This is a genomic window from Sphingomonas xinjiangensis (genome assembly GCF_014199255.1).
In the GTDB taxonomy this organism is placed as follows: Bacteria; Pseudomonadota; Alphaproteobacteria; order Sphingomonadales; family Sphingomonadaceae; genus Sphingomonas; species Sphingomonas xinjiangensis.
The window spans coordinates 1-16,016 of the sequence record NZ_JACIJF010000034.1; the positions used below are offsets into that span (position 1 = coordinate 1).

The following is a 16,016-nucleotide window of genomic DNA, read 5'->3' on the forward strand; positions in this document are numbered from 1 at the left end:
CTGTGCTAACCTCACCCATGGACGCCTCCTGCAGTGGTGTTTCAACACCTCCACTCTGGCACATCGATGCCGTCAGGGGGCGTCCACCCCAACGCCTTCGGGCAGGGCGTGCTGTCGGCGGGCGGATCGTGGCGAATGATTTTCTGGGGCGTGGCGGCGATCTCGCTGGTGGTGGTCGCGTGGTTCTGGCTCCGCATGCCTGAGACGCTGAAGCCGGAAGCGCGCCAGTCGCTGCATCCGCGCAGGATCGTGGGCGATTATAAGCTGATGCTCGGCGATCGTACCGCCGTTGGCTACACGATCGCCACGGCGTTGCTGTCGGGCGGGCTGTTCGGCTTTATCGGATCGGTGCAGCAGGTGATGGAGGACGTGTTTCATCGGCCCGAACTGCTCACGATCATTTTCGCGGCAGTGGCTAGCACCATGGCGCTAGGCTCGTTCCTCAACTCGCGGCTGGTGATGAAGCTGGGCACGCGCCGCATCTCGCATTCGGCGCTGGCGGGCCTGGTGGTCGCGTCGGGTGTGCATCTGGGGGTCGCACTGGCCGATCTTGAGAATCTGTGGACCTTCGCCATCCTGCAGGCGCTGATGATGGGCTGTTTCGGGCTGGCGACCTCCAATTTCTCGGCGATGGCGATGGAAAAGATGGGGGCGATCGCCGGGACGGCGTCGAGCCTGCAGGGATTCGTCTCCACAATGGGCGGAGCGCTGATCGGCGCGTATATCGGGCAGCAGTTCAACGGCACCACGGTGCCGCTCTATGGCGGGTTCCTGCTGATGGGCGTGCTGGCGTTCGGAGCGGTGCTGTTCGCAGAGCGCGGCCGTCTGTTCCGCCCCACTTGAGCCGTCCTGTGGAACGCTTCGGGCTTTCCCGCCGTTCGCGCTGATGAACCGGGGCACCTACGCCCCAGGTACAACGAATGAGGACAGGCGATGGGCGGCAATCAGGTTCCCCCGCATTCCACCGATACTTGGGATGCCGAAGGCTATGACGAGGCGCAGCGCGCCGAGATCATCGAGGCGACGAATGATGCGCCCAGCAACGGCAACATCCTGACCGACATTCCCGTCGATCTGGGCGAAGACGGCGACGAAGACGATACCGACGACCTCACCATGGTCGACGGCGAACTCGGCGAAGAGGATGACGACGTCGCCATTGCGCTGGACGACATGCGCGAGGACGAGATCCAGGCCGATCTGGACGACGAGGACGTCGACGAGGATGAGTTGGACGACGAACTGGAAGACGGCGACGACACTGCGCTGCGCCCCTGACCGGTCGGGAAGCCGAGGAACATGCCGCCCGCTGCGGACGTTCCTCGGAGACCAGAACATAGGTTAAGAGAATCGCATGCGCTTGCTCCTTCCACTCGCCGCCGCCTGCACGCTCGCCGCGTGCTCGAGCCAGCCCGCCGACAACGAAGCGGCGGCGGACGCGCGCGGCGGCAACGTGGCGGAAGTGGCGAACGCTGCGGCGCCGGCAAACGGCGCTGCAGCCGGATTGAGCGGCGAGGCTGAGGCTCCGGATGCCGCAACGGAGATCGCCCAGACCGTGACGCCGCCGGCGCCGGGCGAGCCGGGCGGGCTTGCCGACGATCGCACGCCGATCAGCGAAGCGCCCTTCACCCAGGACAGCGCGCAGGGCGCGGCCAATGTCGTGCAGACCTATTACGCGCTGCTTGAGGCGGGCAAGTATCGCGACGCCTGGCTGTTGTGGCGCGGCCGCGGCAAAGGATCCGGCATGAGCGCCCAGGCCTTTGCCGCAAGCTTCGGAAAATATTCGGAGTATCACGCCAATGTCGGCGCGCCCGGGCGGATCGATGCCGGGGCGGGACAGCGCTATGTCTCGGTACCGGTGCAGATCTATGGCCGAGTGAAGCAGGGCAATCGCCCGTTCAACCTGCTGGGCAGCGCCATGCTGCGCCGCGCTGGCGACGTGGACGGCGCCACCGCCGAGCAGAAACGCTGGCGGATCGAACGCATCGACGTGCAGCCGCGCGGTCAGGCTAAACCCTCACCCTCGGCATCGCCTGCGACCGAGGACATCGCCGATAACCGCTCGACCGCGCGCTATCGCTGCATGGACGGATCGCGGCTGGTGGGCGCCTTCGACCCCGACAAAGACCGCGTCATCGTGTCGCGCGGCGGCAAGGTGCTGGCAACGCTGCGCGGGCAGCGCGCGGCGTCGGGCATCCGCTATGTGGCCAAGGGCTATGAACTGCGCGCCAAGGGATCGGACATGACCTTCACTGCGCCCGGGCAGCCGCCGATCGCTTGCCGCATCATCGATTAAGCGCAGCTTCCCCTTGCACAAACGATCCGGCTAGACTGTCTGCATGACGCGCTTCACCACACGCATTACCGCCGGGCCCGACGACATCGACGAGCTTGGCCATGTCAACAATGCCGTGTGGGTGAAGTGGATCCAGGAGATTTCGGTCGGCCACTGGCGCGCTGTCGCGGACGAGGCGCACCGCGACGCCTATATCTGGGTCATCACGCGGCACGAGATCGACTATCGCGGCAATGTCCGCGAAGGGGAGACGGTGACCGCGGAAACCTGGCTGGCCGACGATGGCCCGCGCGGCGCCCGCTTCGACCGGCACATGCGGTTCCTCGGTGATGACGGGAAGCTGAAGGTAGAGGCCAAGACTACTTGGGCGATGCTCGACCAGGCGACCGGACGGCCGGCGCGCGTGACGGCGGAGGTCATCGCGCCCTTCCTCGCCTGATCAAGGACCTCAGCCGCTGTTACGCAGCGCTGTCGCGATGGCGTTGATCGACAGCAGGATGCCTTCGCCGATCCGCGGATCGTCCTCGCCCGCACGGTGCCGCTTCAAAAGCTCGATCTGAAGCAGGTTGAGCGGCTCGATGTAAGGCAGGCGCAGCCGGATCGAGGTCTCCAGCCCGGGATGCTTTCCCAGCAGGCGGGTCTGGCCGGTCACCGTCAACAGCCCGTCATGCGTCGACTGCCAGCCTGAGCGGATGCGGCCGAACACCTCTTCGCGCAAGCCGGGATCCTCGACCAGCGCGGCATAATGTTCGGCGATGGCCATGTCCGACTTGGCGAGCACCTGCTCCATATTATCGAGCGTCGCGCCAAAGAACGGCCAGGCCGCCGCCATCTCGCGCAGCAGCCCCTTGTCCCCGAACGCGTCGATCGCTGCGCCCACGCCGTACCAGCCGGGCAGCATGACGCGCGCCTGCGCCCAGCTGAACACCCAGGGGATCGCGCGCAGATCCTCGATCGCGTCCGACTTCTTGCGGCTCGCGGGCCGGGAGCCGATCTTGAGGCCAGCGATCTCGGCGATCGGCGTGGCCTGACGGAAGAAGGTACGAAAGCCCTCGGTCTCATAGACCAGCCCGCGATAGGCCTTGAACGCGGCCTCGGAAAGCTGGTCCATCGCCGTAGCGAAGCGTGCCGCGTCGGCGGGCGCCAGTTTCTCGGGTTCAAGGCTGGCGATCAGCGTGGCCGATGCCATGGCTTCCAAATTGGTCATCGCACTGGCGCGCGTGCCATATTTGGCGGCGATCACTTCGCCTTGTTCGGTGATGCGGATGCGCCCCTGCACGGTGCCCGGCGGCTGCGCCAGGATCGCCGAGAAGCTGGAGCCGCCACCGCGCCCCACCGCCCCGCCCCGGCCGTGGAACAGCTGCATCGCCAAATCGGCCGCTTCGAACACCGGCTTGAGCGCGGTCGAGCCGCGCGACAGCTGCCAGGTCGAGGTGAGATAGCCGCCGTCCTTGTTCGAGTCCGAATAGCCGATCATCACTTCCTGATGTCCGCGCCCTGCAGCGATGGCGGCGACCTCCGGCAGGCCGAGCCACCCCTGCATGATTGCCGGCGCGCCTTCCAGATCGGCGATCGTCTCGAACAGCGGGATGGCCATGATGTCCGCCCGCGGCTGATCGCCCGGCACGTACAGCCCGGCTTCCTTCAGCAGCACATGTACTTCGAGCAGATCGGACACCGACTGCGCCATCGAGACGATGTAATGCGTGATGCACGCGCGGCCGTACTTGCCATGGGCCTCGGCAGCGGCACGGACGATCGCCAGTTCGGAGGCGGTTTCTTCCGAATAGCTGGCATAAGGGCTGGTCAGCAGCCGCAGGCTCGCCAGTTCGCGGCGAAGCAGCGCCACCCGCGCATCCTCGTCCAGCAGGACATAGTCCTCCTCGACGCCCGCGGCCTGCAACAGCTCGGCGACGACGCGTTCGTGCACCGCACTGTTCTGGCGCATGTCGAGCGTGGCGAGGTGGAAGCCGAACGTGTCCACTGCGCGGATCAGCCTGCCCAGTGCGCCGCCGCTGGCGAGCGGGCCCGTCCCCTCCATCGCAAGCCCGCGCGCGATCGCGGCGAGTTCGTCGCGCAATTCGCCGGGATGCGCATAGGGCTGGCCCGGCAGCGGCGCGGGTCGAGCCGGCGGCTCTCCGGCCAACAACTCATGCGTCGCCGCCAGGCGCGCATAGATGCCCGACAGGGCACGGCGATAGGGTTCGTCCTGGCGGCTGCGTCCGGCGTCCTGGCTCGCATCGGCCAGCTTCAGCACGGCGCCGTCCACCTGGCTATGCTCGGTCGAGATCGACAGCTCGGCGCCCAGCGCGTGCACCGCGTCGAGATAATAAGCCAGCACGGCCTGCGCCGATCGGGCAAGCACCAGACGAAGCGAATCCGCGGTGACAAACGGGTTACCATCGCGGTCGCCACCGATCCAGTTGCCCGCGCGCAGGAACGATGGGATGCGCTCTCCCAGTGCCCGGTCCCAGCGGGCATAGAGTGCGGGCAGCACCGGCAGAAACACGTCGCGGAAATAGGAAAGCGCCGTTTCGATCTCGTCGGCAACGCCCAGCTTTTCACGGCGCAGCACGCGCGTCTGCCACAGCAGCGCGATCTGCCGCAGGATCGCTTCGTCGATCTTGTCGCCGTCCTCGGTCTCCTCAAGCCCCATATCCTTGAGCGTCATCAGCTCGGCGATCCGGTTCTTGTGGTCGATCATCGACTTGCGGCGGACTTCGGTCGGGTGGGCGGTGAGCACCGGCACCACCAGCGCCTGATCGAGCAGCGCCTTCACGGCGTCGCGGCCGATCCCTTCGCCCGCCAGCCGTTCGAGCGCGGAGGCGACATCGGCATGGCGTTCGGTCTGGTTGCCCTGCCGGTCCTCGGCCAGATTGGCGAGCATCGAGAACAGCATGAAGCCGCGAACAAAATCTAGCGTGTCGTCCAGGCTCAGCCGCTCCAGCCCGGAATCGGTTGCCTCCGCCTCCACGACACCGCGGTGCCGGTCGACCGAGGTCGAGCGGATATATTCGATTCGCCTGAACAGCTCCTCGCCGCCATAGGCGCGGATCACGTCGCCAAGCAGGCGACCGAGGAAACGGATGTCGGGATTGTTCGCGATCGCCAGGCTTGCCATGGCGGGGGTTGCTGCACGCCGGAAAAGGCGCGGTCAACCATAGCAGTGGTTGCCGGCGGGCAATGATGCCTTCCGCAACCACGCTGTTGCCGCAACTTTCTTGCTTGTGCGCAGACACTTCCTACCTTGTGCAGATGAACCCCGCCACCCTCGCCGCCCGATCGCTCAAGACCGCTTTGGTCGGGCAGGTCCGGTCGGTCTTCCATGATCGGGCCAAGGGCGAGCAGCCGGTGATGCGCCGCGCCGACGGGCTGTTCGGCCCGCAATCGGTCACCTGGCGGGTGCATGGCGATCTGACCAGCATGATGGTGGGCGGCGTCGCCTCCCTGCTCCTCCAGATGCTGCATCCCGCCGTGCTCGCCGGCGTATGGGATCATTCGAAGTTCCGCGAGGACATGCAGGGGCGGCTGCGGCGTACCGCGCGGTTCATCGCCGTGACCAGCTACGGATCGCGCGCCGAGGCCGAGGCGATCATCGCCAAGGTGCGCCAGGTGCATGGCTTCGTGCACGGAACGTTGCCCGATGGCACGCCGTACTGCGCCGACGATCCGCGCCTGCTCGCTTGGGTGCATGTCACCGAGAGCATCAGCTTCCTCGACGCGTGGCGCCGCTATGCCGAGCCGGGCATGTCGATGGCCGATCAGGACCGTTATTTCGCCGAAGTGGCGCAGGTGGCGACGGCGCTGGGCGCCGATCCCGTGCCGCGCAGCCGCACAGAGGCGGAGGCGTTGATCGACACGATGCGAAGCGAGCTGCTGGTCGACGCGCGAACCCGCGAAGTGGCGCACATCCTGCTCGACCAGCCGGCCCCCAATCTGGCGACCAAGCCATTCCAGGCCATCACCTTCCAGGCCGCGATCGACCTGCTGCCGGCCTGGGCCAGGCGGATGCACGGCATTTCGGGACCGGGCTTGGCGACGCCTGCGGTACGCGCGGTCACGCGCGGCGCCGCTGAGACAATGCGGTGGGCGTTCCGATAAACGGGGTGATGCCTGGCAGCTGGCCAGCGGCGATGTCGAGGAGGAGCGCCGATTGCAAGCCAGTCATCATCGCCTTTCCCAAAGCGATGCTGCGCATCCGGATCAAACCCTCGACGCCCTGAACCTTTTACGGCTCGAACGCCGAAAAGGGGAACGTCGGTCACGTCCAAGGTTTTTTGCAGCGGTTGCAGGAGCATATCATGACCGACTTTCCCAAGCCCCCCTTCCCCGATCAGCCACAGCCGATCCCCGGCAGCACCGCCGCGATGGATCCCAAGCCCGATCATGGCGAGGAAAGCTATCGCGGCTCGGGAAGGCTGGCGGGCAAGAAGGCCGTGATCACGGGCGGCGACAGCGGCATCGGCCGCGCCGTCGCGATCGCCTATGCGCGCGAGGGTGCCGACGTCCTCATCTCCTATCTGAACGAGGACCAGGACGCACAGGACACCGCGCGCCTCATCGAGGAAGCCGGGCGGAAGGCTGTGCTGGTGCCGGGCGACATCCAGGATGCGGCGCATTGCCGCGCGATCATCGCCAAGGCGGTCGAGGAATTCGGGCGCGTCGACATCCTCGTCAACAATGCGGCCCACCAGCAGACGTTCGACGACATCGCCGAAATCTCGGACGAGGAATGGGACACCACGTTCCGCACCAACATCCACGCGATGTTCTATCTGACCAAGGCCGCGACGCCGCACATGCGCGAAGGGGGGGCGATCATCAACACAACCTCGGTGAACGCCGATACCCCCAGCCCGCAGCTGCTCGCTTATGCGACCAGCAAGGGGGCCATCCAGAACTTCACCGGCGGGCTCGCCCAGCTGCTGGCCGAGAAGGGCATACGCGTGAATTGCGTCGCGCCCGGGCCGATCTGGACGCCGCTGATCCCGTCCACCATGCCGCCGGAAAAAGTGAAAAGCTTCGGCGAGCAGGTGCCGATGAAGCGCCCGGGCCAGCCGCGCGAACTGGCACCCGTCTATGTCATGCTGGCAAGCGATGAGGCGAGCTATGTCTCGGGCGCCACGGTGGCGGTCACCGGCGGCAAGCCGATCCTCTGAGCCGATAAAGCGCGCCGACGGATAGCTGCGCCCGCGCCGGTTGGCGCAGCTATCGCTTCTCGCCAATAGCGGTGACCTGATCGAATCCGCTGGCAATGTGGGATTTGCTCTGCTGTCGTTCGCCTTATGTTCGACTCACGCATACCCACCGCATCCGGCGCGACCCCGCGTCAGACCGCAACTTTGGCAACATCACCAGCGCCAAGAATCCGCAAAAACGGTGGAATTGCTGCGGTTCTTCACCCAACCAAAAGGTTGGATGATCCTCTTGCCAGACTGGTCGACGTGATGATCGTCAGCCGAGTCGGAGAAACCTTCCACGCGCTTGCCGATCCGACGCGCCGGGCGATGCTCGATCGCCTCGCGCAAGGCGATCTGCGCACCGGCGACCTGCTCGCCGGCTTCGCGATCAGCGACGCCGCCGCCGCAAAGCATCTTGCCGTGCTCGAATCCGCCGGGCTCGTCCGGCGGCAGCGCGAGGGCAAGTGCCGGCGCTGCACGCTCAATGCCGATCCGTTGGTCGAAGCGGGGCTCTGGCTGCGCCGCTGGAACGCGCTCGCCAGCCCCACCGCCGCGCGCACCGCCGCCCTGATCGACCGTGCGGCGACGCTGGCGTGACGCCTGCGCCGCAGCCCCGCCACGGGTGCCATTTCGCTTCCGTTTCACCGGCGCGGACCCTATATGCTGGGCATGGCAACCGACGACACCAACGCTCCCAATCAGAACAGCTACGGCGCAGATTCGATCAAGGTCCTCAAGGGCCTCGACGCCGTCCGCAAGCGCCCCGGCATGTATATCGGCGACACCGATGACGGCTCGGGCCTCCATCACATGGTGTTTGAGGTTTCGGACAACGCGATCGACGAGGCGCTGGCTGGGCATTGCGACCTGATCCTCATCACCCTCAACGCCGATGGTTCGGTGTCGGTCGAAGACAATGGCCGCGGGATCCCCACCGGCATCCACTCCGAAGAAGGCGTGTCGGCGGCCGAGGTCATCATGACCCAGCTCCATGCCGGCGGTAAGTTCGAGAACACGTCGGACGACAACGCGTACAAGGTTTCGGGCGGTCTTCACGGTGTCGGCGTTTCGGTCGTCAACGCGCTTTCCGAATGGCTCGATCTCAACATCTGGCGCGATGGCGAGGAGCATTACATGCGCTTCGCGTTCGGCGATGCCGTCGCCCCGCTCAAGGTGGTCGGCCCGGCAAATGGCAAGAAGGGAACGCGTGTCACCTTCCTCGCCTCGCCCGAGACCTTCAAGATCACCGAATTCGACTTTGAGAAGCTTGAGCACCGCTATCGCGAGCTCGCCTTCCTCAACTCGGGCGTCCGCCTGAAGCTGCGCGACGCGCGGCACGAAGAGGTTAAGGAGATCGACCTCTATTACGAAGGCGGCATCGCCGCATTCGTGAAGTATCTCGATCGCAACAAGGTCGCGCTGATGCCCGATCCAATCGCGATCAGCGGCACCCGCGACGACGTCACCATCGACGTCGCGCTGGAGTGGAACGACTCCTATTATGAAAACGTCCTGTGCTTCACCAATAACATCCCCCAACGCGACGGCGGCACGCATCTGGCTGCATTCCGCGCGGCGCTTACCCGCACGCTCAACAATTATGCCGATAAATCAGGCGCGCTGAAGAAGGAAAAGGTCTCGCTCACCGGCGACGACATGCGCGAAGGCCTGACCGCGATCGTTTCGGTCAAGCTGCCCGATCCCAAGTTCAGCTCGCAGACCAAGGACAAGCTGGTCTCTTCCGAAGTCCGCCAGCCGCTCGAAAGCCTGATGGCTGACAAGCTCGCCGAATGGCTCGAGGAGAACCCCCAGGTCGCGCGTCAGATCATCCAGAAGGTGATCGACGCCGCCGCCGCGCGCGAAGCGGCCAAGAAGGCGCGGGAGCTCACCCGGCGCAAGGGCGTGATGGACATCGCCTCCTTGCCCGGCAAACTCGCCGACTGCCAGGAGCGCGATCCCGCCAAGTCCGAACTGTTCCTGGTTGAGGGTGACTCGGCCGGCGGATCGGCCAAGCAGGGCCGCGACCGCCACTTCCAGGCGATCCTTCCGCTGCGCGGCAAGATCCTCAATGTCGAGCGCGCCCGCTTCGACCGAATGTTGTCCAGCCGCGAGATCGGCACGCTGATCCAGGCGATGGGCACCGGCATCGGCCGCGACGACTTTAACCTGGAAAAGCTGCGCTACCACAAGATCGTCATCATGACCGACGCAGACGTCGACGGCGCGCATATCCGCACGCTGCTGCTGACCTTCTTCTATCGCCAGATGCCCGAGATCATCACCGCCGGGCATCTCTACATCGCCCAGCCGCCGCTTTATAAAGCGAGCAAGGGCCGCAGCGAAGTGTACCTCAAGGACGACAGTGCGCTCGACCAGTATCTCGTCGATGCCGGCGTGGGCGGCAACGTGCTCGACACCGCGGGCACCATCCGCTCGGGTGAGGATCTGCGCACCTTGGTGGAGCATGCCCGCCGCATGCGCACCCTGACCCGCTACGTGCCGCGCCGCTACGATCCCTCAATCATCGAGGCGCTGGCGCTCGGCCGCGGCCTGGACCCCGAGGCGACCCGCGACCAGCGCGCCGAGAGCTTGAAGTCGGTGGTGACCCGTCTGGACGCCGCCGACGCCGATGCACGCTGGTCGGCGCGGATTACCGAAGATGGCGGTTATCATTTCGAGCGGCTGTGGCGCGGCGTGACCGACCACCACATCGTTGAGCCGAGCTTCCTGGTCTCGGCTGAAGCCCGCAAGCTCCATGCGCTTGCCGCCGAACAGGCCGATAGCTACTTGCTCCCCTCCAAGCTGGTGCCGTCCAAGGCCGTGCCCGCGACCGAAGTTGAGGCGGCTATGGCAATTGAGGGCGAGGAAGAACCCGTCACCGTCGGCAAGGGCGAGGCGCTGGTGTCGCGCCCGTCGCAGCTCCTCGATGCGATCCTCGCGGCCGGCCGCAAGGGCCTGGCGATCCAGCGCTACAAGGGGCTGGGCGAGATGAACGCCGAGCAGCTGTGGGAAACCACGCTCGACCCGCAGAACCGCTCGATGCTGGTGGTCCAGGTCGATCAGGCGGACGTAGCCGACGCGATCTTCACCCAGCTGATGGGCGACGTGGTGGAACCCCGCCGCGAGTTCATCCAGGAAAACGCACTGAGCGTGGCTAATCTCGACGTGTGAGACTGTTGTGGAAGATTGGTCCGACCACTAAAAAAGTGGAAATGCCCGCTTAATAAATGGAAATGGAACGCCGCCGGGGGCCTACATCGATGGCCATTCTTTCCAATTTTGGCGACGCATTGCTAAGTTAGAAAAACCTAGAGCAGCCGATCCGCCCTAGCATTTTCCACTATCTCGCGGACGCGCTGTCTAGTGAGGGGCTGATGCCGTCGTCCTCTCAGATGATGGTATTCCGGGACAGCCTCGGCCTTTCTGAACAGCCGATGCGAAAATGGCTCGTCCCGCTGGGATGGCAGACAGTCTCTTACTCCTCGACTGCTCTCCAAACCGGCTCTTAAGGGAGGCATGACCCAACGTTTCGACACGAAAGCAGCAGACAATCTCGTACAGCAGCTTGGTTCGGGGATCACAAGCGATCCCTTTTACCTGTCTGAGCGGTGGGAGCAGCTCTCGCTTGTCATCAACCTCGATGGGCGCAAGCAGATGTTCGGCTACATCTACTCCGCGGGCGACTGGGAGGCCGCCGGGCCCGATGGCATCGAACCGCTCGAGACCGCCGCGAAGCTGCGCGATGCGATGCAGCTGCAGGGCAAGGCGCCCTGGAAGAAGTGCCTGATCACGATCGATCGCGCCAGCACCGATATTCACATCGACTTCGACTACGAAGGCACCAAGTGGGTGTCGGACGTGGCCGATCCCGCGGGGTTCGCACTTGCCCTGAAGCCGGCCAATCGGGGGTGACCCTATCCGTACCCCGCCTCGGGAACCGGAATACGACGGGACGCGCTCAATAGGCGACGCACCGGACGTTTCGGTGCCGCAGGTGCGTTCGTACCACCGTTTAGGAGCGCTAGGCTATGACATGCGCCGATATGCCAGCTTCCTGAGTTTTGTGCTCGTCGCCTGCGGGGGCGAAGCGCCGGACGCGACTGCGGCCTTACAGCCTGCGCACACTTCGCATGTGCAAGCGCAAGAGGACTATGCCGACTGCCGCGACAAGGCGCGGGGCGGTCCATCCTCGCTGATCGCCTGCGCCGATGCGGAGATCGCCCACATCGGCCGCAAGGTGGACAGCCCGGAGGCCGCGGCGGCGTTCCGGGCTGTGCTCCAGCAGCTGGGCGACGCGGCGGCGACAGAAGCCGCCCAAGCCGAGCAAGTGATCTTCGCCGACAGCGCCGTACGCCTAGCGGAGAGCCGAGCAGCGTTGCTTTCGGGATCGGGCGCAGGCGATGCGCCCAGACCTTCCAGCGCACCGATCTTATCGGCAGCCTGGGCGCGCAGCCGCGACCTGAGCTGCCGCGAGCACCCCGTGCCGCAATGCGCCGCCCGTTACGATGCGCTGCTGGCGCTCCTGGCAATCCCGAAGAACGACGCCGTCTTGTCCATTCGCCCAGCCCCTCCCAAAGGCTTGCCCCTGCCCACGTGCGCGCAGATCCATTCCGAAGGAAAAGTCGGCGGGGCGCTCGCCGATGCCTTCTACGCGCGCTATCCCAAGGATCTCGCCGGGGAGCAGAGCGTCGAAATGATGCCGCTCGATGCTGCGGGCATCGACAACGTCGTGCGGTATCTCGCCTGCGTCGCCGGCGCCACTGACTACGATCCGGTGGTGGTGGAGAACGGCCTCGCGCTCTTCGCTAGCGAGCGCCATGGACCTTCGGCCCTCCGCACGCTCGACGCCTTAAGCAAGAGCCCTGCCCCGGCTGCCGGAGCCGCTCGGCGCCTGCAGGAGCAAGTGACCGCTTACCTACAAGGTGCACCCTGATCCATGCGGAGGCGGAGGGTGGGTAGGCGGAAGCCTGAAGCCTTCCCGATTAGGATCGGGAAACGGGAATGGCGCGATCAGACGAGCGTTCCAACCAGCCTCCAGGGTTGTATGCGCACCTTCAAGCCAAAGGCAAAGCAGGCGGTCGCATGTCTAAGATCACCGGGGCGGAAAGCGCCCTCGCGCATGACTATGTTCGCGCGTTGGAGGAGCATGTCGTGGAAACAAAGCGCACGCTGGTAACACTTCCGAACGTGTCTGGAACCGATATCAAAGATATATTGGCCTCGCTTGATGCAAGCTACCAACGCGTTTACAGAGCGGAGGAACGGCGCCGACTGCTGAGGGGCCACCTCATCATCAGTAACCAGCAGCGAGGCATTTGCTGAGGGTTGAGTACCAGTTTGGCGGCGTCTTGATCTTCGCCGCGGCTCGAGCCGCCTTGCACTTACGTCGAAGGGGGTCGTTCGCAGCGCGAGGTGACCGCTGTTGCGATCCGGTCCTTTTCTCTCGTCCGGCCTCCGCTACCGCGCTGCCCATGGCCTCCGCATGGATGATCGGGCCCCAATCCACTTCTTGCGCTTCAGCTGTAGCCGACATTCCAGTCAGAGCGACAGCAACTGCGAGACACCACTTACCCATAAAGCTTACCTCACGATCAAGGGCAAATTCATCTTCACCGGTCAGCTTTATAGCTCCCATGTTACATCTCTTTGCTTTTGCGGCGCAGCGGTGTGTCGCCGCGCCGTAAGGCAGCCTTGTGGCTCACCAACTCAAATGAACAGGAGTCCGCTTCTGGGGAGTCACGCTGCTAGCCTGAATAGCCGACAATGGGCGTTTTCAGCCCGGCCGCTATCGGGAGCCGCCTCGGCGATAGCTGCCGTTCCGCTTTCGGGAAGCGCCTCGGCGTCCCGAAACGACCGAAAATGGCAAGGGAAACGGACCGACAGATTTCGGCAGCCGAGCCGCCATTGCAAGCCACTCGTTCAGCCGACTGGGTCAGGCGCTGCATCCCCCTTGGTTGCCATTGCTGCACCGACGGAGGAACACACGATCAAACCGATCGCCAGCCACTGCGAGATTGCCAGCGCCTCGCCTAAGACCACGAGGCCCACAAGCGCGCCGACAGCAGGCTCCGCGCTCAGGAGCGTGCCGAACGTATTGGTCGGCAGTCGCGGAAGCGCGATCATCTCCAGGGTGTACGGAAGCGCGCTAGACACGATGCCGACGAGCAGGCCGACCGCCAGGACCTCGGGGCGAAGCATCGCCGCGCCGGCGTGGGCGATGCCAACCGGCGCCGCGACCAGCGCGGCGATGACCATACCGCCAGCCACCGCCGTGATGCCGTGATCCTGGCCAGCCTTCTTCCCCACGAGGATGTAGGTCGCCCAGCAGGCGCCTGCGGCAGCAGCTAGCGCAACGCCCCGCCAGTCGAGGGCCGCTGCGGTGCCCCAGACTGGAAGTAGCAGTGCCAAGCCGAAGACGGCTAAGGCGATCCACAGGAAGTCTGTCTTTCGACGCGAGGTGAGAAGTGCAACGGCGAGGGGTCCGGTGAACTCGATGGCAATGGCAACGCCAAGCGGGATGAACGTTAGCGCCTTGTAGAAGACCAGGTTCATCACTCCGAGCGCGACGCCGTAGGGTAGAAGAGAGCGCCAACCGGCACGACTCAGCGTGCGCCATGGCCGGAACACAACTGACAGAACGCAGGCACTGAAGATCAAGCGCAGCGCCGTTGCACCTTCCGAACCAACCGCAGGGAACAGACCCTTGGCAAACGAGGCACCGATGCTGATCGCCAGGAGCGAGCCGGTCAGCGCGACAAGGGCGGTGAGGTCGACGCGCCGGTCAGACGGGTGAGAGATAGCGGTCATTCGTTGGAGTCTCGCGAAGGAAGGTCGAGGCCGGGTTGTAAGCTAGGGTGCCGATCGACGCGGTCAAAATAGGCTCGCAAGCGATAAAGATTATCGGTAATTGCGAGTTGGATGAACACCTCGATCTCACTCGACGATTTTGACCGGCGGCTCCTGAGGTTGTTGCAGATCGACACGCAGCGGTCCGTCGCCGCTATTGCTGAAGCAGTAGGGCTGTCGGCACCAGCATGTTACCGCCGCATCCGCCGGCTGCGTGAGGAAGGTGTGATCGAGCGCGAGATTGCGATCGTGCGACCACGGACGCTCGGCTGGCCCCTATCGATGATCGTCATGGTCACGCTCGAACGCGAGGGCGCTCGCACCATTGACGAGATGATACGGCTGTTCGCGCTGGAGCCTGAGGTCGTCGAAGCATGGAACGTCACTGGCGATCACGACCTCGCCGTCCGGATCGTGGCCCGCGATATGGAGGGCTACGACGAGCTGGCGACCCGGCTGTTCTCGGCCAATGAGCACGTCCGGAGCTTCAAAACGCTCGTCGTAATCCGGCACGTCAAACCACTCAGTCCTGTGCCAGTGGAATAGCCTTGCGTCAGCAGAGAGCAGGTGAACGAGTGGCTGCTCTTTTTTTGGCGACGTTCCCTGTTTACCTGAATGTCCGCAAGTGGGCGTTTATCGCCGAAACGGGATGACAGTGGCCCCGTCTAGGAAGGCAACCATCCCCTCGGCTGCCAACGTTTCGCGGAATGCTGCATCGGCTGCATCATCGGTTTCGAACAGCTCGTCCCATACTGTTGACGTGCCCTCGCCGTTCACGACCTCAAGCGCCCATCCTGGGCGATCCTCAAGCCTGTAGATCTCAACTCGTACGGTGACGCCATCGCGGCTTTCTTCACGCGACAAGCTGGACGTGATTAGGTTTGGATCGCGCTCGGCCACGTTGTTCTCCTCAGCATGACGTTAGCGCGACGGAATGGCTCCGCCAACGTCAGCTTTCATGCAAGGCTGCGGTACCGGTGAATGTCGTAGTTTGGGCGGTCAGCGCCCTATCTCGCTCCACGCGCCATAGCCTGGGCGCATCATTTCTTCGATACGTATACGAGGCGTCCATCTTCCTTCGAGAAGCAGTAGGTCCGGTCTCGGCCAAGCTGGCCAACTCTACCGCGAAATTGGGTGCATACCTCCGACCGTGCTTCGAAAGTAAGCGGTCGAAAGTGAGTAGAAACCTCTTCAGTGGTGATGCCGCTGTCGTGCGAAAATCTCAAAAGAGCTAAATTTAGATACGGTCGATATACGTCCGCGTGGGAAACTTCGATTTCTAGGCGCTTCAGATCGTCTCGAGCTTTGAGCCAGAGAAACGCAAATCCGCAGGCCGCGAAAACCAGGACGGCGAACGAGTAAGCATGAAGACGCCTCATTGTGAAACTGTGCCAGTTTGGCGTTTGGTGGCAATAGGGATGAGGTGCGGTTTGCGAAGGTCGCCAACGATGGCTGCCCTCAGACCGGCCTAAGATGACAAATTTGACGTTTTCGGCTTCCCGACCCGCCTGAATGGACGGCAGCTTTCGGGAAGCGCGCCAAGCACCCCGAGTGTCCGGCATTGGGCGGAAGCGGAAGGGCGGCTTCTCTATCGCGGCTTGAGTCAACAGGCGAAGGCTACTCTCCGCTGCCGCAAGGGCACCGGTGTGGTGGATTGGGAAGCGACAATACATTACTGGTTTCTGCCCAGCTTT

General features: G+C 64.3%; 15 protein-coding genes. 12 read left to right on the forward strand and 3 right to left on the reverse strand.

Annotation, left to right across the window (positions count from 1 at the left end; all coding sequences use genetic code 11):
* Positions 1 to 66: 66 nt before the first annotated feature.
* From FHT02_RS20390 to FHT02_RS20405, 4 genes are all read left to right on the forward strand, one after another.
* The gene (locus tag FHT02_RS20390) at positions 67 to 843 is read left to right on the forward strand and encodes an MFS transporter (protein WP_184091914.1); all 777 of its coding nucleotides are present in this window, start codon (positions 67 to 69) and stop codon (positions 841 to 843) included.
* 90 nt (positions 844 to 933) lie between these two features.
* The gene (locus tag FHT02_RS20395) at positions 934 to 1,278 is read left to right on the forward strand and encodes a DNA primase (RefSeq protein ID WP_184091916.1); all 345 of its coding nucleotides are present in this window, start codon (positions 934 to 936) and stop codon (positions 1,276 to 1,278) included.
* Positions 1,279 to 1,354: 76 nt separating this feature from the next.
* A complete protein-coding gene (locus FHT02_RS20400) occupies positions 1,355 to 2,296 on the forward strand; it encodes an MliC family protein (RefSeq protein ID WP_184091918.1) in 942 nt (313 codons plus the stop codon).
* A 43-nt stretch (positions 2,297 to 2,339) separates the two neighbouring features.
* Complete coding sequence (locus tag FHT02_RS20405) at positions 2,340 to 2,735, forward strand: acyl-CoA thioesterase (RefSeq protein WP_184091920.1); 396 nt, start codon at positions 2,340 to 2,342, stop codon at positions 2,733 to 2,735.
* A gap of 9 nt (positions 2,736 to 2,744) precedes the next feature.
* Here FHT02_RS20405 and ppc read toward each other — a convergent pair whose 3' ends face one another.
* Positions 2,745 to 5,417 (reverse strand): phosphoenolpyruvate carboxylase, encoded by a 2,673-nt coding sequence (ppc, locus tag FHT02_RS20410; protein ID WP_184091922.1) that lies wholly within the window; start codon positions 5,415 to 5,417, stop codon positions 2,745 to 2,747.
* Between the two features lie 134 nt (positions 5,418 to 5,551).
* Here ppc and FHT02_RS20415 point away from each other — a divergent pair, with 134 nt between their 5' ends.
* The 7 genes from FHT02_RS20415 to FHT02_RS20445 all read left to right on the forward strand — a co-directional run bounded on the left by FHT02_RS20415 (position 5,552) and on the right by FHT02_RS20445 (position 12,798).
* The gene (locus FHT02_RS20415; RefSeq protein WP_184091924.1) at positions 5,552 to 6,397 is read left to right on the forward strand and encodes an oxygenase MpaB family protein; all 846 of its coding nucleotides are present in this window, start codon (positions 5,552 to 5,554) and stop codon (positions 6,395 to 6,397) included.
* Positions 6,398 to 6,597: 200 nt separating this feature from the next.
* The gene (locus tag FHT02_RS20420; protein ID WP_184091926.1) at positions 6,598 to 7,455 is read left to right on the forward strand and encodes an SDR family oxidoreductase; all 858 of its coding nucleotides are present in this window, start codon (positions 6,598 to 6,600) and stop codon (positions 7,453 to 7,455) included.
* A gap of 255 nt (positions 7,456 to 7,710) precedes the next feature.
* Complete coding sequence (locus FHT02_RS20425; protein ID WP_221239617.1) at positions 7,711 to 8,073, forward strand: ArsR/SmtB family transcription factor; 363 nt, start codon at positions 7,711 to 7,713, stop codon at positions 8,071 to 8,073.
* 63 nt (positions 8,074 to 8,136) lie between these two features.
* Entirely contained in the window at positions 8,137 to 10,647 is a 2,511-nt protein-coding gene (gene gyrB / locus FHT02_RS20430; protein ID WP_425506471.1) for a DNA topoisomerase (ATP-hydrolyzing) subunit B, read from the forward strand.
* A 345-nt stretch (positions 10,648 to 10,992) separates the two neighbouring features.
* Positions 10,993 to 11,388 carry a hypothetical protein gene (locus FHT02_RS20435; RefSeq protein WP_184091930.1) on the forward strand — a complete coding sequence of 132 codons (396 nt, stop codon included), beginning with the start codon at positions 10,993 to 10,995 and terminating at the stop codon, positions 11,386 to 11,388.
* A gap of 121 nt (positions 11,389 to 11,509) precedes the next feature.
* Positions 11,510 to 12,409 (forward strand): hypothetical protein, encoded by a 900-nt coding sequence (locus FHT02_RS20440; protein WP_184091932.1) that lies wholly within the window; start codon positions 11,510 to 11,512, stop codon positions 12,407 to 12,409.
* A gap of 149 nt (positions 12,410 to 12,558) precedes the next feature.
* The gene (locus tag FHT02_RS20445; protein WP_184091934.1) at positions 12,559 to 12,798 is read left to right on the forward strand and encodes a hypothetical protein; all 240 of its coding nucleotides are present in this window, start codon (positions 12,559 to 12,561) and stop codon (positions 12,796 to 12,798) included.
* 597 nt (positions 12,799 to 13,395) lie between these two features.
* On the opposite strand, the gene FHT02_RS20450 is transcribed toward FHT02_RS20445, so the two are convergent.
* Entirely contained in the window at positions 13,396 to 14,283 is an 888-nt protein-coding gene (locus FHT02_RS20450; protein ID WP_184091936.1) for an EamA family transporter, read from the reverse strand.
* Between the two features lie 111 nt (positions 14,284 to 14,394).
* Here FHT02_RS20450 and FHT02_RS20455 point away from each other — a divergent pair, with 111 nt between their 5' ends.
* Positions 14,395 to 14,868: an Lrp/AsnC family transcriptional regulator gene (locus FHT02_RS20455; RefSeq protein ID WP_184091938.1), complete on the forward strand. Its 474-nt coding sequence runs from the start codon at positions 14,395 to 14,397 to the stop codon at positions 14,866 to 14,868.
* An 87-nt stretch (positions 14,869 to 14,955) separates the two neighbouring features.
* Here the strand turns inward: FHT02_RS20455 and FHT02_RS20460 are convergent, their stop codons facing one another.
* Positions 14,956 to 15,222 (reverse strand): hypothetical protein, encoded by a 267-nt coding sequence (locus tag FHT02_RS20460; protein ID WP_184091940.1) that lies wholly within the window; start codon positions 15,220 to 15,222, stop codon positions 14,956 to 14,958.
* Between the last annotated feature and the right edge of the window lie 794 nt (positions 15,223 to 16,016).